Below are 19,678 nucleotides of genomic sequence, written 5' to 3'. Positions count from 1 at the left end.
TTTGACTATCTTTGACCTTATGGCTATAGTATACTCTGACCTATTTTGACTTTCAAGTTTTTTGTGCTGAAATTTTTTACCAAATGATAATGCATGTTATTACATCTGCTTTTCTTTTAAAAAGCTCGTCATTGTTTGTCCCTTGTCTCATATATTGTTAGGGAGGAGGGAGTTATGGTGGAAAAGAATTGGGCTGCGGCTTTTCAAATCGCGGCGGTCTATGTTGGAACAGTGGTTGGAGCTGGATTTGCTACTGGAAGAGAGATCGTTGAGTTCTTTTCAAGATTTGGATTATTGGGTTTTTTTAGTATATTGATGAGCGGCTACCTCCTTGTATTTTTGGGTTCAAAATTAATGAGAATTGCAGCTCGTATAAAGGCGAAATCATATCAAGAGTTTAATGAATATCTGTTTGGAAAATGGGCGGGTAAGGGAATTAACGTTTTGATGCTCATTATGTTACTAGGGGTAAGTGCGGTCATGCTGGCTGGTGCCGGAGCAGTCTTTAAAGAACAACTAGGGTTATCTAAAAATATGGGTGTTTTTTTGACCATATTTCTTTCAATAATTGTTATGCTTATCGGAATGAAGGGGCTTTTTGCTGTCAATACATTTGTCGTACCGTTAATGATTAGCTTTAGTCTTATGTTAATGGGGTTTTCTGTAACAAATCCTCATTTTTTTGAACAGTTATTCGTTATTCCGGAGGGGAAACATAGCTGGACAACCATATTGGCACCTTTCTCCTACACAGCCTTTAACCTTGCACTTGCCCAAGCAGTTTTGGTTCCAGTTGCTACAGAGATTAATGATGATTGGACGATCAAGTGGGGGGGGATACTTGGGGGAGCTGCCTTAACAGTTATCCTAATTTCAAGTCATTTTACTTTGATCATGCTTCCAGAGTTTGAGAAATATGAAATTCCAATGGCTTTTATTATGAAGAATTTGGCTCCGGGCTTTTATTGGCTCTATGTCATGGTTATTTATGGAGAAATCTTTACATCCGTAATTGGCAATGTATTTGGTATTGAAAGGCAATTGAAGCAAATGATTGATGTGCCGACAGCGGTCTCAATCACCTTCATATTTGTCATTTCCTATTTGATTAGTCTATTTGATTATGGAAAACTTCTTTCCTATTTATATCCATTGTTCGGTAATATTAGCATATTGTTCATCGTCCTGCTCTGGGTAAAGCCGCTTACCAAGGATAAAAGTTAGTAGTATGTGTAAAAAAAGCATTTGTTCAAATGAACAAATGCTTTTTTTACTTAAATGGAATGATGATAAAAATCATGATGTCGAAGACCAGGTGGGACACAATAACGATAGGCATGCTTTTCTTCCAAAAATAAAGAGCACCCCATGCGAGCCCCGAAATAAAGGCTGCAAAAACTAATATAAATTGGCCCGAATAAATATGTACTGAGGCATAAAGAATGGCTCCAATAACAATGCCAACAATTGGTTTAAAGTAATTCAGTAATCGTTTTTGAATGAATCCCCGCCAAAAAAGTTCTTCTCCAGGACCAGCCACTAAAATCAGGGCAAGATACTCCCAGAATAATGAAGGACCAAACCAGCGATAAAGCTGATGAGTGTCCCGTTGCAGTCCGATCTTTAGAAACCCTACGCCATGATAACCAATCCAAAAAATACCATACAAAAGCAACCCTGAAAGAACTCCAAGTGAAATGTATGAAAAAAAGCCTGCCTGATCATCAACGTCCTCCTGAAGGATGGCATAGGTGATTAACAGCAATAAAGAAGCAGTATAAATATACCAGAATACGCTCTTATCTTGAAAGCTAAAGAAGAGCAATAGATGTGCGAGGAGTAATCCAAGCAATAGGCGAAGATCGGCAGCTTGTAACCTCATTTTTTCCGCTCCTTTCAAAGTAAAACAAAATAATTTTAACAAAAAAACGGCAGGTTGGGAAATGAAATTTATCACTTCGCTCATTTGTTTCCAATAATAAGACCGATAAAAATTGAAAATGCTATTGGATGAAAGGAGGTTTGGAATATGAGTAAATCGCAAAGTCAACAGGAACGGGAGTGGACAGTCCGAAAGCAGGATCAAAACCCACACGGTAAAATTAAATCGTTAAAAGAGCTGTCAAAGGAAACTGGTCCCAAAAAAAGCTAAGTAATTATTGGATTAATGCCTCATCATTCAGAACGTGGTGGGGCAAAATGATAGAACTGCAGCATTTTATAGTTAATCAAAATAAAAAGCAGCCATATGGCCGCTCATTAAATTCTTTTAACAAATTAGATAACGCTTTCTTTTACAATCCTATAGTTTTTATGATTAATAACAGTACGTTGGTCTAATTCTAGGTCTCGGTAATTATCCATATAAGTTAGGTCTACAATTACAGAATTTTCATTCACTTTTTCAACAATTCCTTGCAATCCCCCACGGAACTCTATTACATTTCCCACTTCCGCCTTTTTCAAATAGCCCCTCTCCTTTACCTTCCAACTAATACCAATATAAAAATCTATATAAATAACAGTTTGCACTAATTTATTGAATTCGTAAAGGGTTTATTTTTAAATTAACAAATTGTTGAAAATGGAAGGTAAAAGCCTTTCTATCTCAATAAAGTAAGGTATTCTTAAGTAAACGGGTTTTTAAGTTTTTATGGAATTATTTCCGTGGAAATTCTGACAAAATCGGACAAATATCTTCGTTATCAAAGGAGTGGGTTTATGTGCAAAAAGAAATGATCCAAGAAATTCTCGAAAAATTAAAGGATGGTACTTTATCAGAATATTTTGTTCCTAAAGAGGATTTTTTAGATTTTCGGGAAGAACTTGTGAAAAGGGAAGATTTTAAACATTTTAGAGGAATTGGACAAAGAGGGGGAGATGTAATTTATCAATACCAAGAAATAGCAAGAAGCTAATAATATTTTATTCTGTATGGGCTTTCCCTGCAGTAATTGTTATACCAACCAATAGGAGAATGTTTTCATTTTAGCAAAAATATGGAATATTTTTGCTAAGTTACTTTTTATTCTGCAATAATGTATTTTGGTTGTTGGAATATGTCGAATCATGGTATTCTTCGTATTGTACCACCATGAAAAGAACTGTTGAAAATAGTTGTTTGCCTTATACATGTTTATTTTTTTTATGAGAAAAATATATAAAGTTATTCCATGTTATTCTCCTACATTTAGTCAATAACTATTTTGTATGGCGATTAAAATTGACGTTTTGTCATTTTATAAGGCAATATCTACGTTCTGCTTATTCAAATTATTTATCTGAAGAAGGAGTATGATTTTTTATGGCAGAAAAACAATTTAAAGTAATTTCCGAAACAGGTATCCATGCTAGACCTGCAACATTACTAGTCCAAACAGCTAGTAAATTTGATTCTGATCTAAGTTTAGAATATAAAGGAAAAAAAGCAAATTTAAAATCGATAATGGGTGTTATGTCACTAGGTATTGGTCACGGAGGCGAAATAAAAATTAGCGCAGAAGGCAGCGACGCTGATGACGCATTAAGAAGTCTTGAAGAAACCTTAACAAAGGAAGGTCTTGCAGAATAGTAATGTTTTTAAAGGGTTTTGCAGCCTCAAGGGGGGTTGCCAACAGAAGTTGAGCAATTTGAAGCATACGAGGCAGTCCTAAAAGGAATGAACGGAAAGCCTGTAGTTATTCACATCTTGGATATTGGCGGAGACAACAAGCTTCCATATATGAACTTATCAAAAGAGTTAACCCCATTTTTTTGGCTCTCGAGCAATTAGGCTTTGTGTAAGCGCCCGTATAGCAAAGTATGGACTGGAGTTAGACAGTTTTCTACGTTCAAAACTTTATACTTTCTTATTCTGGAAAAAGCCGGCTGTAGTGCAGTTGGCTTTTTTCTATAAAAGTATCTTAAACTATATTAGAATTCAGTCTTTCAGTATAATAAATATAGACCAAGTAAGCGCAGAAAAACAAAGATACCAATGGAATTGGTTATGGTGAAATCTATTTAAATAAGATTGTGTAAACTAATATTGAGAGGAAGATGGATTTGTTAACTCCAGAAAATACAGTTGTTGGGTTTATTGGAATAGGTGTTATGGGAAAAAGTATGGCAGGGAATTTAGTAAAGGCGGGTTATCCGTTAGTTGTTTATTCCAGAACAAAGGAAAAGGCGGCTGATTTACTTAATCAAGGTGCAGAGTGGGTAAATACACCAAGAGAAGTAGCTGAACAAGCAAATGTTATTTTTACCATTGTTGGCTATCCTTCTGATGTTGAAGAAATTTATTTGGGAGAGAATGGGATAATAGCAAATGGAAAACCGGGCAGCTACCTAATTGATATGACAACATCCTCGCCATCCCTTGCGGTAAAAATTTTTGAAGAAGCCAAAAAACATAAAATTCATGCGATTGACGCACCTATTTCCGGTGGAGATATTGGAGCGCGAGATGCAAAGCTTTCGATCATGGTTGGTGGTGAAAAGGATGCATTTAGCGCTGTTCTCCCTTTGCTCGAAAAACTTGGAACGAATATCGTTTATCAAGGGAAAGCTGGTTCAGGGCAGCATACAAAAATGTCAAACCAAATCGTGATAGCATCGACAATGATTGGAGTTACAGAGGCAATCATCTATGCCGAAAAGGCTGGCTTGAATCCTGAGGCGGTATTGAAAAGTATTTCCAGTGGTGCAGCAGGCAGCTGGTCGTTAAGTAACCTTGTTCCGAGAATGCTAAAAGGGGATTTTAAGCCAGGGTTTTATATCAAACATTTTATTAAGGATATGAAAATTGCTCTTGATGAAGCAGAACAATTGGGAATGGAAACGCCTGGGCTAGCACTTTCAAAATCACTATATGACCAATTAGCAGCAAAAGGCGAAGAAAATAGCGGTACACAAGCTATTTATAAATATTGGGAACATTAATTTTTTTAAAACGTACTTAAGCTTTATTGCAAAAAATGACCATGAATAGTTCCTCCAAATTACCAGAAACTATTGGTGAAGATAGAATTTTGGGAGGAATGTTTATGGCAAAAAGAACGAAAAAAAATGATCCGCAGCAAAAAAATAAAAAAGGATTTGACTCTGCCGTTATAAATTCAGAATTTGCCCACGAAATGGGATCTGCGGCAGCAAACAAGATCCATAAAGACAAAGCAAAAAAGGAAAAAGCCTCTAAAAATGACGGGAAATATAAAGGCGGCTTGTAAATGCTAAACCCACTGCCAAACCGGCAGTGGGTTCTTACCTTACTGTTAAGGAAATTATAAAAGATTACCCTGTTGATAACTTTGAATGAAGTTTAATCTTCGTCCAGCTTCGACGCACAGGAAGTGCTAGTGCCGACGTTGCCGCCAGGACGGCGGAGCTCGTAGTCGGCCAGTGCCTAGCGACTATTGTACTTCGCCCACCTCCTTACGAAGTCAAGCACGAATGCGCTTCCGCTCTTCGTGTTTCCTTTATCTCAGTCGGAGTACTCCAGTCCATACGTCGCTAAACAGGCGCTTGCGCTTTTGTTCCCTTATTAACTCCACTTTGATAAATACCTCTCGATTCGATTCAGCCCTTCCTTCAGTGTTTCCATCGAGGCTGCATAGGACAGCCTAAAATAGCCCTCTCCATATTCTGAAAATGCACTGCCTGGGACGACTGCAACATTAGCCTCACGTACAAGCTCAAGGCAGAAGTCAAAGCTATTGAATGGGATCAACTTAGGAATTTCCACAAAAAAGTAAAAGGCTCCATCCGGTTTAACAACGTTTAGTCCCATCCCATGTAAACGGTTATGTACAAATTCACGTCTTTGGGCGTATTCCCTTTTCATTAAAAGTGCGTCATCTATTCCAACAGTCAATGCTTCAAAAGCAGCCTTTTGTGCAATCGAGTTCGCACACGAGACATTGTACTGATGCACTTTCAAAATGTGCTTTGTAAGATATTCAGGAGCAAACAACAAGCCGATCCGCCAGCCCGTCATCGAATGGCTTTTTGATAGTCCATTAATGACAATTGTTTTTTCTTTCAAAAAAGAAGCAATCGATTGATGCGATTGGTCATAGACTAGTTCACTGTAGATTTCATCAGCGAGAATAAATATTTCGTATTCCCTTACCAGACTGGCAATTTCTTCTAATTCTGACTTTGTTAAGCTTACGCCAGTAGGATTTGAAGGGTATGGCAAAACAATGCACCTTGTTTTTTTAGTAATATAGGGCTTAATCTTTTCGGCTGTTAAGCGAAATTGATTATCTCTTACATCAGCATAAACAGGAATAGCCCCGCAGGTGCGAATAAGTGGCTCATAGCCTGGATAAACAGGACCAGGTAAAATCACCTCCGTGCCTTCTGTTAAAATGGTTCGGAAGGTAATATCAATTGCTTCACTTGCGCCTGCTGTTACGATCACTTCGGTTTCAGGGTTGTAGGTTATGCCATATTTCTTCTCCACAAATTGACATGCAGCCATTCGTAATTCAAGGTATCCAGCGTTATGTGTGTAGCTCGTATAATTATCCTTGATGGCTTTTATCCCGGCATTTTTAACATGTTCAGGAGTTGGAAAATCAGGCTGTCCAATCGTTAAAGAAATCATACCTTCTGTATTTGCCACCATATTAAAAAACTTTCTGATTCCCGATATTTCCAATTCTTTTACTTTTTGATTGATTAAATGTTCCACTCGTGTTCTTCCTTCCGATCGACTTATTTAGGTTGAATATCTCATGATTATAAAATGATTATTATTTATATTGTACCATTTTTAGTTGTCCTTTTAAAAAGAGGACTTTCAGATTCGATGGTTAAAGCAAATAAAAACGACCTGGCAGTGCCGGATCGTTTTAAAGGGGGATATAGAGTATATGTTTAATTCAAAGGGATCAATAACCATAATCCCATCAATCTCGTCTTCATGCCAGAAAACTGGTGAAACAGAGCCAAAATCAATAATCTTGTTTTCAAGTTTACAATTGCAATGAGTGCAGCCACATTGCTGTTTCATTTCATCAAAAATACTATGATCAATATTTTCAATAATTCTCACAGATTGTTCTTGGAATAGAATGGCCGTACCTTTCATAATAAGCACCTCTTATAAAAATTTATTGGGTGACTGATTTATCTGAGCTTTCTTCTAACGATTGTAGTTTAATCTAAATTATTCATTTCGTCCATAATTACGTGACGAAGTTCACAAAAAGATCAAAAAAAATAAAAGCCGTAATATGTCCGGCTTTTAAAAAAAAGAAATAGTAGGTTGCAAACATGAATGAGAGCTTTCAATTTAATATCTTTCCCCTAATTTTTTGAAAACAGGTTTTTCAAAGACACGATGATTGTGTTTTGGTTTTGTTGAGGGTTGTTGGAGTTCTTTAACTCCTGTGTAGGTTTGCAGGATATCTTTAGCAAATTTTAGTGATAGACAGGCCTTTGGGTTACGGACATTGCTATCTAATTTTCCTAAATGGGGGAGATCTGAAAAGTCCTTTTTCGTCGGAGGAATATGAAACGTGTATTGGCCGCATGCAACTAAAACATCAGATTGCTGTCTGCTATTTTTGGGATTTCTTGAAAAGTGCAGACCCACTTTTTGAGCCTTCCCCTCTGCGATTAACTTCTTTAATGATTCATGCTTAAGTTTATATAAGAAACTGGGATTTATAGCTGTCTTGGCATGCCGATTGACAGTAAAGATTGCTTGAGAGAGGTTTTCTATCGTTAAATTTACTTGTACCGGGGGAACTTTCTGGTCACTTTTCAAAATTAGTGCTCCTTTCTAATCGATTCAGAGAATTTATTCTACGGGCGCCTTCTATTTTTCTTATTATACATCCTTTTTCGTAAAAATAAAAATAATGATAGAACAAAAAGTTATTCTAATAATCCATTGTAGGGACTCGCTTTTCTTATTTAACCAAAATTATATCTTTGTCCTGTGACAACTGCCTAAGCTTCGACGCACAGGACGTGCTAGTGCCGACGTTGCAGCCAAGACGGCAGCGCTTTTAGTCGGCGCCGGCGCCCAGAAGAGGATGCTACTTAGCTAAACGGTGCTTCTGCTTTTCTTAAAGTGAAAATTGTTAATTCTGGTTTTGCCATAAATCGGAAAGGGAGACGGGTGGTACCAAGACCTCTGTTTACGTATAGGTTCAATTTGTTGTTCTCTCCAATTAAATAATGCCCCTCTGGATATTTTTGTGCAAACGGCGGAATAACAAGAGCTCCAATAAATGGGATCTTAACCTGGCCTCCATGGCTGTGGCCGCTGAGCTGCCAATGGATATTATATTGTGATGCTCTGTCTGCCAAATCCGGTGCATGGGATAATAAAATTTTAAAAGCATTATCAGGGACGCTTTGTTGAGCCAAATTAAAATCGGGTCTGCCCAACATGGCATCATCAATTCCTACTAAATAAATCTGGCTTCCATCTGATCCTATAATGGGTCTTGATTGATTTTGAAGCAGGATGAAGTTTGCGCCTTGCATTATATGTTTATAAATAGTAGATCCATATCCTCCGTGATCGTGATTTCCGTAAATACAATATTTACCTAAGGGTGCCCTTATTTGCCTGAGAATCGGTGCGAGTTCCTCTATTTCCTTGTACTCTTTAGGATTATCCATTAGATCACCCGTAAAAAAAACCACATCAGGTTGAAACGAATTAATTACATTAATTACTCTTTTTAATTGGTTAAGATTATATTGAAAACCCAGATGTGTATCACTGAATTGGATAATCTTTACACCATCAAGGCTTCTAGGTATTAATGAATGTTTAATCTGAATCGATTGAATGTCAAGGAGTGCAGGTTCAATATTACGGGCATAAACATACCCTCCTGAGCCTAATCCTAAAATCGTAAGCAGGGCACCGAATGAAGTTTTTAAAAGAGTTCTCCTTGTTAATCTTTTCACCATTTTTTACCAACCAATCTCCCTGTTATCTTTTTCTAATTGAGTACTAGTTCTCATTAGGACATAAACCAAATTATAACATTTAGATGGCTTATCCTGATAGTTAATTATTCATTCCAACTCAGATTCATTCCTTAAATATTTACAGTCTTTCAGGAACGGTATTCTATTTTTTGATGTGGTATAATAATGGATATCGTTTATGGAGGTACATAAATGGATGCATTGGATATCCTAACGGATCTTGAAAATGTCATTCCTTTTTTTCAACCGATTTTTAGTGCTGATGAACATCGTGTTATTGGGTATGAGGTTTTAGGAAGATATATTTCAGAGAATCAACCCATTAGCTTAGGTCCTTTTTTTCAAGATGACCAAATACCTGATGAATATAAATTTGAGGTTGATCAATTATTGTTGGTCAAGGCACTTGAAAAAGCACTGGACTTGAAAGAAAATGTCAGCCTATTTTTTAATCGTACAGCAGATTTATTAATGTATGGTCATGGTGAACCATTCTTAAATGAACTCCTTGCTTTTGAAAAAAAGGGATTATTTATGGGACGAATTGTCCTTGAAATATCTGAAAAAAGCTACAAGGGTGATCTAGATCAATTAGATCATTTACTGCAATATTATCGAACATATGGTATAAAAATTGCGATTGCAAAAATCGATCGTAATAGTAATTATTTTGATCGGATTGGCGAGCTTGCACCGGACATTATAAAAATTAATTTAGAGGTATTAAAATCAATTTCGATTGGGACGGCATATAATGATGTCTTATTTTCATTATCCATGCTTGCCAGAAAAATCGGTGCAACATTATTGTTTGAAAATATTGAAATGGAGCATCAATTACATTTTGCATGGAGAAATGGCGGGAGGTACTACCAAGGTTTTTATCTAAAGAGGCCGGCTGCAGAATTTATCCAGGAAGATCTATTAAAGGACCGCCTAAAAATAAAGTTTCATGATTTTATTTTGTCTGAGAAACGAAAACTTGAATCGATTTATACAACAGCCGAGCTTTTTCAAGCAAAAGTTCAAGAAATTGTTTTAAAAAGCAAAAAGTCACACTATGAAGATTTATTTCAATTGCTCGTAAAAGAAATGGATCAAACCGCTTTTCGTATGTATGTGTGTGATGAGGATGGATTCCAAAGATCTCCTAATATTTTTAAAGGTAAAGATGGTTGGAGTATTCAGAAAGAATATATCCATAAAAATTGGAGCTGGCGTCCTTATTTTTTGGAAAATATTATAAAAATGCGCAACGAACGAAAGGGACTATTATCGGATCTTTATAGTGACATTGAGACTGGGGAGAACATTCGTACTTTCTCTTTTCCGATTAATACAAACGAGTTTTTATTTATTGACCTTTCCTACCATTATTTATTTGAACATGCAGATTTACTTTAGAAAGTGGGAGGAAGAATAAAAATCTCTTGGAGTGGTAACTTAAGAAAAACATTACTCAAGGAGAAATCGCCATGAATATGTTCATCAATGTTCTCTCCATTCTTATTATAGGCATCCTAGCGGTTTCACTTATCGCTACATGGTATCTTGCTAGGCAGCAAAAGGTAATTGATGGGGATATTGATACCCAATTGGCAAAGCCAATTCAAGAACACGCCTTTTTAAAGAACCCAATCTTTTTTTCCTACGGTTTATTTTTTGCATTGGTGCTTTTTATCATTTTATTTATTGCAATCAATTTTCGATAGACCTCAAATTTGGGGTCTATATTTCTTTATTTCAATCCTTTCTTTGTATTTTTTGATAAATATCTCAGAAATATTGAATTTTACTTGGACAAATAGATAGTAGTGCCTTATTCTGTTAATATTGGCATGTGAGAAATTCTTTCTTGGAAAATTAATGAAAGTAATCAAATAAGGATAGAAACATGTCAAAGGAGAAACATAACAGTAAAGTTTCGTTTCTGTTTGAAAGGAGAGGGAGCAATATGTCACAGCTTCAAGGAATATTAACGCGGTTAAAAAACCTTCAAGAACAAGCAAGTGGGGGTGAACCGACACAACGTTTTTTCGAGGTAAATGGTGAAAAAAAATGTCAGGTAACGTTTCATCCAAAAACCGAAACGTTTGAATTAGAAGTGTATAACGAAAAAGAAAAGCCAAAACGCTATCAATTTGATAACGTTGATATGATCACAATTGAAATTTTTGATTTAATTCAGTAAGGAACCTTAACCGGTTCCTTTTTTTCATTGTCTAGCGGTTAGGTCTTCAATTACAAACGTAAACTATAGATGAGGTGATGATGATATGATGATGCCGATCGTAAGATGTCCCAAATGTCATTATGAGTCTGAAATGTCTAATGTTCTTACCGCTCAATCCAACCAAAATGTAATTTTTCAATGTCCACAGTGCCAGTTTACGGTAAAGAATATTGAAACAAGTAAAGGATAACGCTTTCAGAAAGGACATTTCTCAAATGGCTGTGTTAGAATATAGAGGAGAATAAATATTCATTAGGGAGTTTTTCGACCATGATTAGCCTTCATAGTGGGGAATTTTTAGAAAATAGTATTCGGGATTTAATGATTCCATCCGAGCGGGTTGCCCATGTACAAATTGGAAATAATCTAGAACATGCGTTACTAGTCTTAACAAAAAGCGGTTATACAGCTATTCCTGTTTTAGACCCTCATTATATACTTCATGGGTTCATCAGTATGCCAATCATTATGGACTCTATATTAGGACTTGAGCGAATTGAATTTGAAACACTAGAAGAAAAACATGTGGAAGAGGTAATGAATAAATCCGTTCCACGCCTCAAGCCAAATGATTCTATGAAAACGTGTCTGGAATTACTTGTCAATCATCCATTTCTATGTATCGAGTCTGAGGATGGACTATTTGAAGGGATTTTGCCAAGAAGTACAGTTTTAAATCAATTAAACAAACATATAAAAAAATTAAACAAAGATACTCGTGTGGATTAGGCTCCCTTTTTGGGAGCTGAATTATTTTTGCAAGATATACTAAGAAGTGTTTCAATGCCTTTAATTATTCATGCAAAAGGGAAAGAATGACACGTACTTCTCTTCTACCTATAATATAAGAAAACTTGCAAAGAGGGATGACTTTGTCCTCAATTTCTGAATTTCAATTATTATCCGTTTTAGCCCAGGAAATGAATATGCGGAAGGCCGCTGAGCGGCTTTTTGTTTCTCAACCAGCTCTTTCACAACGACTGCAAACGATAGAAAAAGAGTGGGGAACCCGCCTTTTTATCCGTTCGCAAAAGGGACTATCCTTGACACCAGCTGGGGAGCATGTAGTTAAATTTGTTGATGAGGTTCTCGTCAAGCAGGAAAAGGTTAGAGAAACAATTGATTCGCTTCAGGCTGAGGTATCAGGAACGCTAAAAATTGCGGTAGCTTCCATCGTGGGTCAAAACTGGCTGCCAAAGGTATTAAAAAAATTCATCGAAAAGTTTCCACAGGTAAAAATTTCGCTTATTACCGGTTGGAGCAGTGAAATTTTGAAATGTCTTTACGATGATCAGGTTCATATAGGAATTATCAGAGGTACACCTGAGTGGAAAGGAATAAAAATTCACTTGTTTAGTGACCTGTTATATATGGTTGACAAAGAAATTAGTAAGCCGGAGCAAGTACTGGAGACAGACCGGCCATTTATTCAATTTAAAAGTGACTCTAATTATTATCAGGAAATACAGGATTGGTGGATGCGCCATTTTAAGACAGCACCAAAAAGAACAGTTGTTGTTGACCAAATAGAAACATGTAAACAAATGACCTTTAATGGAATTGGATACTCAATCCTGCCTTCCATTACCTTAAACAGGGCAGAAAAGGACATCTGTAAAATCCCTCTTTACAATGAAAGTGGGGAGCAATTGAGACGCGAAACATGGCTTTTAGGCTATGACTCCGCTTTTCAATTAAAGCAGGTTCAAGCATTTGTTAATTTAGTAAATGAGCATATAACAGAAAATCACTAGGGTATTTTTCTTGTTTTCAGTGCTTTTGTCTGCTAAAGTAATTCCTAGCAATACATAATTAGGAGGATAAGGAAAATGGATGCAAATGAGATCATTTCTTTTATTGCAAATAGTAAAAAAGCAACACCAGTTAAGGTTTATTTGAAAGGTGCTTTAGATGACATTGATTTTGGAAAAGAAGCAAAGGTGTTTATTAATGGCACAACCGGTGTTGTGTTCGGGGACTGGTCCGAGATAAATCCTGTTTTAGAATCCAACCAAGCCCAGATTGAAGACTATGTAGTTGAAAATGATCGCCGTAATTCGGCCATTCCGTTATTAGATACAAAAAATATAAAAGCAAGAATTGAACCGGGTGCGATTATCCGTGATCAAGTTGAAATCGGAGATAATGCAGTCATTATGATGGGGGCTTTAATCAACATTGGCTCTGTGATTGGTGAGGGAACAATGATTGATATGGGAGCTGTACTTGGTGGAAGAGCTACAGTAGGGAAAAATTGCCATATTGGAGCAGGTACTGTTTTGGCTGGTGTAATCGAGCCGCCATCCGCAAAACCAGTTATTGTCGAAGATGATGTACTAATTGGTGCAAATTGTGTTGTTCTTGAAGGGGTAACAATTGGTAAGGGGGCCATTGTTGCTGCCGGTGCGGTTGTTATTGATGATGTTCCACCGTATACAGTTGTTGGTGGCACACCAGCAAGAAAATTGAAGGATATTGATGAGAAGACAAAGTCAAAAACAGAAATTAAGCAAGAGCTTAGACAACTCTAAAATCGAAATGTGCGCCCGTTTAGCGACGTATGGACTGGAGCACACCGACTGAGATAAGGTGAAACTTCAATCAGCGAATGTTTTTCTCGCTGATTGCTAGTTGAGCAGACCGGGTTTTTACGGGCAGTTCTAGAATCTACTGCCCGTTAATACGCGGCAAAGGAAACACGAAGAGCGAAAACGCATTCGTGCTTGACTTATCGTAGGGAGATGGGCGAATTACACTAGTCGCTGGGCGCTGGAGCTAAACAATCATTTTTATATTAACATCCAAAAGCGTGGAGCCTTCCACGCTTTTCTTAAAGGAGATATTTTATGAACCCGTTTGTAAAAATCCGCCGTGAACTTCATCAAATTCCGGAGCTCGGTTTTCAGGAATTTAAAACGCAAGCCTATCTAGTAAATTACCTAGGGACTTTGATGCAGGATAGGTTTACCATTAAAAAGTGGAAAACAGGGCTATTTGTCAAAATACACGGAAGAAATCCAAAAAAGACAATCGGCTATCGAACGGATATCGATGGTTTACCGATTGATGAAGAAACTGAGTTAGCTTTTTCATCAACACATCCCGAGAAAATGCATGCCTGTGGCCATGATTTGCACATGAGTATTGCCCTTGGTGTTCTTACATTTTTTGTAGAAAATCCAATTGACGATGATCTCTTGTTTATTTTCCAGCCTGCAGAAGAGGGACCAGGTGGGGCACAGCCAATGCTGGAGTCTGAAACCATGCAGGAGTGGCGACCGGATCTTATTATAGCCTTGCATATCGCCCCAGAGTATCCAGTGGGTGCGATCGCAATAAGAGAGGGACTGCTATTTGCCAATACATCTGAACTGTTTATTGACCTAAAGGGAAAAGGGGGCCATGCGGCCTATCCACATCAAACTAATGATATGGTAATTGCTGCATGCTCTTTAGTAACCCAATTACAAACAATCGTTTCACGTAACGTTGACCCCCTCGATAGTGCCGTTATTACAATAGGAAAAATAACTGGCGGAACGGTTCAAAATATCATTGCCGAAAAAGCTAGGCTAGAAGGTACGATTCGTACATTATCACCGGAGTCAATGGAGAAAGTAAAAAGGCGCATTGGGAATATTGTATCAGGTATTAAAACCAGTTTTGAATGCGAAGCATCAATTGATTTTGGTTCGAATTACTATCAGGTATATAATCATCCTGAACTGACAAGAGAATTTATGAAATATTTAAGAAATGAGACAAGTACGAACGTGATTGAGTGTAAAGAGGCAATGACAGGAGAAGACTTTGGTTATATGCTAAAGGAAATTCCAGGATTTATGTTTTGGCTGGGTGTTAACTCGCCTTTTGGACTCCATCACGCAAAGTTAACACCAAATGAATCTGCAATTGAATTTGCGATTGAGACAATCACGAAGTATATATCCTACAAGGGAAATCAGTAAATTTGGCATAATTACACCATTAGGGGCCATGATAAGATATAGAAAAAATAATTTATATTGGAAGAATGGTTTGTTTAATTTTAGCCCCAATAGGGCAATCTTATTAAGGGAAATAGTAAGTCACAATTAAAATAAATTTTTATTTATATTAATTATAATTTAATATTGACTATTAAGTAACGTTGATCTAAAATTAATAATGTTGATAGGATAGCAAATGAGAATTGCTATAAAAAAGAATCTCATTTCTAATAAAAATATTGGAGGGAATTAAAGATGGCAGAACGCATGGTAGGTAAACAAGCTCCACGTTTTGAAATGGAGGCTGTATTACCAAACAAAGAATTTGGTAAAGTAAGTCTTGAAGAGAATATGAAAAATGGCAAATGGACAGTATTATTCTTCTATCCAATGGATTTTACATTTGTTTGTCCAACCGAAATTACAGCAATGTCTGACCGTTATGATGAATTTGAAGATCTTGATGCAGTCTTAATCGGAGCTTCAACAGATACAATTCATACTCACCTTGCGTGGATTAATACTGACCGTAAGGAAAATGGAATTGGCCAAATTAATTACCCACTAGCTGCAGATCATACTCAAAAAGTTGTCCGTGATTATGGTATTTTGATTGAAGAAGATGGCGTTGCTCTTCGCGGCCTATTCATCATTAACCCAGAAGGCGAATTAATGTATCAAGTTGTCCACCATAACAATATTGGCCGTGATGTGGATGAAGTTCTACGTGTGCTTCAAGCATTACAAACTGGTGGTCTTTGCCCAGCTAACTGGAAGCCAGGACAAGCTACACTAAAAGTTTGATTCTTAAATTAAAACACGAAGACCTAACCTTTCTAAGTGTTAGGTCTTTTTTGTAAAATAATATAAATTTTGAGAATTGTCTAGCTACAGTGCCCAGCGCCTAGTGAACTTCCCGTTCCTCCCTACGAAAAGTCAACATCGAATCGCTAGTTCGCTTTGTGTTTCCTTTATCTTGAGTTGGAGCAGTCCAGTCCATCCGCCGCCAGACGGGCACTTTCGCTTTTCTATTAGGAGGTCATTGATATATGAAACTTCGTGAACCAATGCCGGAACTCACCGGAGCTGTAGAATGGTTAAACGGTGAGGAAACAAAGGATGAATTAATAGGTGAAAAGCCAACATTAATTCATTTTTGGTCGATTAGCTGTCACTTATGTAAAGAAGCTATGCCGCAAGTTAACCAATTTCGCGACCAATATAAAGATAGGTTAAATGTTGTGGCTGTCCATATGCCTAGATCTGAAAATGACTTGAATATTGAAGAAATCAAACAGGTGGCAGCAGAGCATGGAATTACTCAACCAATTTTTGTTGATAGTGAACATAAGCTAGCGGATAAATTCGAAAATCAATATGTTCCTGCTTATTATGTATTTGATCGTGAAGGAAAGCTGCGTCACTTTCAAGCAGGCGGAAGTGGCATGAAAATGCTTGAAAAACGGGTAAACAGAGTATTAGATGAAGTGGAAAAAGCAGAATAAGTTCCCAAAAGACTGTTCGTTTAAGGACGAATGGTCTTTTTTTTGTGAAAAAAATAGAGAGAGCGTTGATAATAATTCTAATCGCGCCAGTGTTCGAGAAAATAGGAGGAAGAGGGTAAGCTAAAAGCGTGGATTCTACTTTCGGTTAATTAATAATGTCTCCATCACCCGAGTCTATGGTATAGAATAGAAATGGACGGAACTTGATGTAATGGGGGGATACTGATGAGAAAAGATCCTGTTAAGAAGGATTTTGCCGTAATAGGATTAGGCAGGTTTGGCGGCAGTATTTGCCGTACCCTATGTGAGCAGGGGAAAGAAGTTCTGGCAATTGATAAAAGTGAAGACAGAGTAAATGAATATTCGATGATTGCCTCACATGCTATTATTGGTGATGCAACTGATGAGACAGTTTTGAGGAGCATCGGAATTCGCAATTTTGACCATGTTGTTGTGGCAATTGGGGAAGACATTCAATCAAGTATTTTGGCAACGCTTATCTTAAAAGAATTGGGCGTTAGTCATTTAACCGTAAAAGCACAAAACGATTATCATGAAAAGGTACTAAGAAAAATTGGTGCTGATGATGTTGTTCATCCTGAAAGGGATATGGGAATTCGCATCGCCAATAAAATGACGACAAATAATGTTTTAGATTATTTGGAGCTATCTGATCAATATAGTATTATCGAATTTGTTGCAAATGAAAAAATCAGCGGTCATAACCTTTTTGAGTTGGATATTCGCAAGAAATATGGAATTACGGTGGTAGCAATCAGAAGGAATAGTGATATAGTTGTATCTCCACAGGCAAAGGAAATGATCCGAAAAGGAGATATTTTAATTGCGATTGGTGATGTAAGCAACCTTGAAAAATTCAAACGAAAAGTCGTTGAATTAAGCTGAAAAAGACGGAAGAAGTGCTCAAATAGCACTCTTCCGTCTTTCTTTCCCTAACTCAGGTTGTTACACTTCCATAATTATTGGCAAAATCATCGGTCTGCGTTTTGTTTTTTCATAAAGGAATGGAGCAAGCGTATCAGTAATCTCGTTTTTAATTTCGGACCACTGACTTGTTTTCCGTTCCATTACTTTTTGTAAATGCTTTGAAAGTAAGCTCTGTGCATCATTGATTAGGTCACCAGATTCTCTCATGTAAACAAAGCCCCTTGAAATAATATCTGGACCCGCAGCAATTTTAAATTCCTTCATATTGATGCTAACAACAACAACAACTAACCCTTCTTCGGAAAGAATTCTGCGGTCACGCAGGACAATATTTCCAATGTCACCGACACCGCTTCCATCGATATAGACGGATCCAGAAGGAATTTTACCTGCGACCTGTGCTGAATCACTAGAGAGAGCCAAAACTTCACCATTATCCATGAGGAAGCAATTTTCTTCTGCTATGCCGCAATCAACAGCAAGTTTAGCATGCATTCTTTGCATCCGATATTCACCATGAATCGGCATAAAAAACTTAGGCTTTATCAAGCGAAGCATCAATTTTTGTTCTTCTTGTCCGCCATGCCCTGAGGTATGAATGTTACTTAATTTACCATGGATGACCTCGGCTCCGGCACGGAATAACATATTAATTGTTCGATTGACACTGATTGTATTCCCTGGAATAGGTGATGAAGAAAATACCACTGTGTCCCCTGGTATAATTTGTATTTGTCTGTGGGTGCCGTTAGCGATTCTCGATAAAGCTGCCATTGGTTCTCCTTGACTACCTGTACAGAGAATCGTTATTTTGTTAGCTGGAAGCCGATTAATTTGCTGAGCATCAATAAAAGTATCCTTTGGGGCACTAACATAGCCCAAATCAAGACCAATATTGATAGCAGCCTCCATACTTCTACCAAAGACGGCAACTTTTCTTCCGTTTGCGACAGCAGCCTCTACTACTTGCTGAAGCCTGTGAATATTGGAGGCAAAAGTTGCAAAGATAACCCGTCCCTCAACTTTACGGAAAATATCATCTATGCTTTCGCCAACACGACGCTCTGACATCGTAAAATCAGGTACTTCACTATTTGTACTATCAGAAAGTAAGCATAAAACGCCTTCCTTCCCAATCTCTGCAATTTTTGTCAAGTTTGCAGGTTCGCCAACAGGGGTAAAATCAAACTTGAAATCTCCTGTGTGGACAATCTGACCTGGAGGCGTTTTAACAACAATTCCATATGAATCAGGAATGCTGTGGGTTGTCCGGAAAAAGGTAACGGATGTTTTGCGGAATTTGATGACATCGTCTTCCTTAATTTCAATCAATTTTGCATTTCTGAGGAGACCGTGTTCTTCAAGCTTGTTTTTAATTAACCCAAGTGCAAGCTTTCCGCCGTAAATGGGGATATTTATCTCTCTTAGAAGATATGGAATACCGCCAATATGGTCTTCGTGACCATGTGTAACAAATAATCCTTTGATTTTTTCGACATTTTTAGTTAAATAAGTATAATCCGGAATGACATAATCGATACCTAAAAGCTCATCTTCAGGGAACTTCATACCAGCATCGATTAAAATAATTTCATCCTGGAACTGCACTGCATAGGTGTTTTTGCCAATTTCACCTAATCCACCAAGGGCAAAAACAGCAGTTTGATCGTTCTTTACAAATTTCATAAATTATCAAATCTCCAATACTTTAAAGTGTTCGTTTTGTTTTTCATATTCTAAGTAAGCTCCTGTTACAGGTTTGATATATTCGATGTTGTATGCTCGGTCTGCTAATTTTTTTCGGATATCTCGCACGGACTCGCCATTTACATAAAGAGTCTGTGTATTTTCCCTGACCGGTACTTCATTGATACTCTCCTGATAATATACTTTGAATAACATATTAATCGCTCCTAACTCCGCAATAACTTTTTCTATTATATAAAAATTTACCTCTTTTTCATAATAATTCATTTCCTGTTGGAATTGGATGCATGTGAAAAAGTGTAAAATAGATCACTATTAAATCAATTTACAATAAGGAAGGAGCCCTTCGCAAC

General features: G+C 37.2%; 25 protein-coding genes. 17 read left to right on the top strand and 8 right to left on the bottom strand.

The annotated features are described in order from the left end of the window. Positions 1-177 precede the first annotated feature (177 nt). The gene (locus JN080_RS11390; protein WP_256236111.1) at positions 178-1,224 is read left to right on the top strand and encodes a YkvI family membrane protein; all 1,047 of its coding nucleotides are present in this window, start codon (positions 178-180) and stop codon (positions 1,222-1,224) included. Positions 1,225-1,270: 46 nt separating this feature from the next. Here JN080_RS11390 and JN080_RS11385 read toward each other — a convergent pair whose 3' ends face one another. Continuing rightward, a complete protein-coding gene (locus tag JN080_RS11385) occupies positions 1,271-1,882 on the bottom strand; it encodes a CPBP family intramembrane glutamic endopeptidase (RefSeq protein ID WP_256236110.1) in 612 nt (203 codons plus the stop codon). A 147-nt stretch (positions 1,883-2,029) separates the two neighbouring features. On the opposite strand from JN080_RS11385, the gene JN080_RS11380 reads away from it, so the two are divergent. Then, entirely contained in the window at positions 2,030-2,152 is a 123-nt protein-coding gene (locus tag JN080_RS11380; protein WP_256236109.1) for a DUF6254 family protein, read from the top strand. A gap of 125 nt (positions 2,153-2,277) precedes the next feature. On the opposite strand, the gene JN080_RS11375 is transcribed toward JN080_RS11380, so the two are convergent. Then, positions 2,278-2,466, bottom strand: a complete 189-nt coding sequence (locus JN080_RS11375) for a YkvS family protein (protein ID WP_256236108.1) — start codon at positions 2,464-2,466, stop codon at positions 2,278-2,280. 269 nt (positions 2,467-2,735) lie between these two features. Here JN080_RS11375 and JN080_RS11370 point away from each other — a divergent pair, with 269 nt between their 5' ends. From JN080_RS11370 to JN080_RS11350, 5 genes are all read left to right on the top strand, one after another. After that, positions 2,736-2,918, top strand: coding sequence for a hypothetical protein (locus JN080_RS11370; protein WP_305473927.1), 183 nt, complete (start codon positions 2,736-2,738; stop codon positions 2,916-2,918). A 386-nt stretch (positions 2,919-3,304) separates the two neighbouring features. Next, the gene (locus tag JN080_RS11365) at positions 3,305-3,571 is read left to right on the top strand and encodes a phosphocarrier protein HPr (protein ID WP_256236106.1); all 267 of its coding nucleotides are present in this window, start codon (positions 3,305-3,307) and stop codon (positions 3,569-3,571) included. 36 nt (positions 3,572-3,607) lie between these two features. Then, positions 3,608-3,772 carry a putative PEP-binding protein gene (locus JN080_RS11360; RefSeq protein ID WP_309144669.1) on the top strand — a complete coding sequence of 55 codons (165 nt, stop codon included), beginning with the start codon at positions 3,608-3,610 and terminating at the stop codon, positions 3,770-3,772. 266 nt (positions 3,773-4,038) lie between these two features. Continuing rightward, positions 4,039-4,923, top strand: a complete 885-nt coding sequence (locus JN080_RS11355; protein ID WP_256236105.1) for an NAD(P)-dependent oxidoreductase — start codon at positions 4,039-4,041, stop codon at positions 4,921-4,923. Positions 4,924-5,027: 104 nt separating this feature from the next. Beyond that, positions 5,028-5,210, top strand: coding sequence for a hypothetical protein (locus JN080_RS11350; RefSeq protein WP_256236104.1), 183 nt, complete (start codon positions 5,028-5,030; stop codon positions 5,208-5,210). 314 nt (positions 5,211-5,524) lie between these two features. On the opposite strand, the gene JN080_RS11345 is transcribed toward JN080_RS11350, so the two are convergent. The 4 genes from JN080_RS11345 to JN080_RS11330 form a co-directional block, all read right to left on the bottom strand. Continuing rightward, positions 5,525-6,679, bottom strand: coding sequence for an aminotransferase A (locus tag JN080_RS11345; RefSeq protein WP_256236103.1), 1,155 nt, complete (start codon positions 6,677-6,679; stop codon positions 5,525-5,527). A 108-nt stretch (positions 6,680-6,787) separates the two neighbouring features. Beyond that, on the bottom strand, positions 6,788-7,078 hold the full coding sequence (locus tag JN080_RS11340) for a hypothetical protein (RefSeq protein ID WP_256236102.1): 291 nt from the start codon (positions 7,076-7,078) through the stop codon (positions 6,788-6,790). 204 nt (positions 7,079-7,282) lie between these two features. Continuing rightward, positions 7,283-7,759 carry a YkyB family protein gene (locus JN080_RS11335; RefSeq protein WP_305473918.1) on the bottom strand — a complete coding sequence of 159 codons (477 nt, stop codon included), beginning with the start codon at positions 7,757-7,759 and terminating at the stop codon, positions 7,283-7,285. Positions 7,760-8,037: 278 nt separating this feature from the next. Beyond that, entirely contained in the window at positions 8,038-8,922 is an 885-nt protein-coding gene (locus tag JN080_RS11330; protein WP_256236101.1) for a metallophosphoesterase, read from the bottom strand. Positions 8,923-9,135: 213 nt separating this feature from the next. Between JN080_RS11330 and JN080_RS11325 the strand changes: the two genes are divergently transcribed. The 10 genes from JN080_RS11325 (at position 9,136) to JN080_RS11280 (ending at position 17,576) form a co-directional block, all read left to right on the top strand. Beyond that, positions 9,136-10,347 (top strand): EAL domain-containing protein, encoded by a 1,212-nt coding sequence (locus JN080_RS11325; RefSeq protein ID WP_256236100.1) that lies wholly within the window; start codon positions 9,136-9,138, stop codon positions 10,345-10,347. Between the two features lie 71 nt (positions 10,348-10,418). Continuing rightward, positions 10,419-10,655, top strand: coding sequence for a hypothetical protein (locus tag JN080_RS11320; protein WP_256236099.1), 237 nt, complete (start codon positions 10,419-10,421; stop codon positions 10,653-10,655). Between the two features lie 242 nt (positions 10,656-10,897). Further along, positions 10,898-11,134 (top strand): YkuJ family protein, encoded by a 237-nt coding sequence (locus tag JN080_RS11315; RefSeq protein WP_256236098.1) that lies wholly within the window; start codon positions 10,898-10,900, stop codon positions 11,132-11,134. A 312-nt stretch (positions 11,135-11,446) separates the two neighbouring features. Further along, complete coding sequence (gene cbpB, locus JN080_RS11310) at positions 11,447-11,905, top strand: cyclic-di-AMP-binding protein CbpB (RefSeq protein ID WP_256236097.1); 459 nt, start codon at positions 11,447-11,449, stop codon at positions 11,903-11,905. A 137-nt stretch (positions 11,906-12,042) separates the two neighbouring features. Next, the gene (locus tag JN080_RS11305; RefSeq protein WP_256236096.1) at positions 12,043-12,930 is read left to right on the top strand and encodes a transcriptional regulator CcpC; all 888 of its coding nucleotides are present in this window, start codon (positions 12,043-12,045) and stop codon (positions 12,928-12,930) included. Between the two features lie 66 nt (positions 12,931-12,996). After that, positions 12,997-13,707, top strand: coding sequence for a 2,3,4,5-tetrahydropyridine-2,6-dicarboxylate N-acetyltransferase (gene dapD, locus JN080_RS11300; RefSeq protein WP_256236158.1), 711 nt, complete (start codon positions 12,997-12,999; stop codon positions 13,705-13,707). 315 nt (positions 13,708-14,022) lie between these two features. Beyond that, positions 14,023-15,144 (top strand): N-acetyldiaminopimelate deacetylase, encoded by a 1,122-nt coding sequence (locus JN080_RS11295; protein WP_256236095.1) that lies wholly within the window; start codon positions 14,023-14,025, stop codon positions 15,142-15,144. 276 nt (positions 15,145-15,420) lie between these two features. Further along, a complete protein-coding gene (locus tag JN080_RS11290; protein WP_256236094.1) occupies positions 15,421-15,969 on the top strand; it encodes a peroxiredoxin in 549 nt (182 codons plus the stop codon). Positions 15,970-16,214: 245 nt separating this feature from the next. Continuing rightward, positions 16,215-16,670, top strand: a complete 456-nt coding sequence (locus tag JN080_RS11285; RefSeq protein ID WP_256236093.1) for a TlpA family protein disulfide reductase — start codon at positions 16,215-16,217, stop codon at positions 16,668-16,670. A 225-nt stretch (positions 16,671-16,895) separates the two neighbouring features. After that, a complete protein-coding gene (locus tag JN080_RS11280; protein ID WP_256236092.1) occupies positions 16,896-17,576 on the top strand; it encodes a potassium channel family protein in 681 nt (226 codons plus the stop codon). A 60-nt stretch (positions 17,577-17,636) separates the two neighbouring features. On the opposite strand, the gene rnjA is transcribed toward JN080_RS11280, so the two are convergent. Continuing rightward, positions 17,637-19,304 (bottom strand): ribonuclease J1, encoded by a 1,668-nt coding sequence (gene rnjA / locus JN080_RS11275; RefSeq protein ID WP_256236091.1) that lies wholly within the window; start codon positions 19,302-19,304, stop codon positions 17,637-17,639. A 6-nt stretch (positions 19,305-19,310) separates the two neighbouring features. Next, positions 19,311-19,520 carry a DNA-dependent RNA polymerase subunit epsilon gene (locus tag JN080_RS11270; RefSeq protein ID WP_256236090.1) on the bottom strand — a complete coding sequence of 70 codons (210 nt, stop codon included), beginning with the start codon at positions 19,518-19,520 and terminating at the stop codon, positions 19,311-19,313. Positions 19,521-19,678: the final 158 nt, after the last annotated feature.

The sequence above is a fragment of the Bacillus sp. EB600 genome (assembly GCF_024494385.1).
Taxonomy (GTDB): Bacteria; Bacillota; Bacilli; order Bacillales; family Cytobacillaceae; genus JAEVLT01.
Note: the sequence above shows the minus strand (reverse complement) of the source record. Positions and strands in the feature narration are given on the sequence as shown.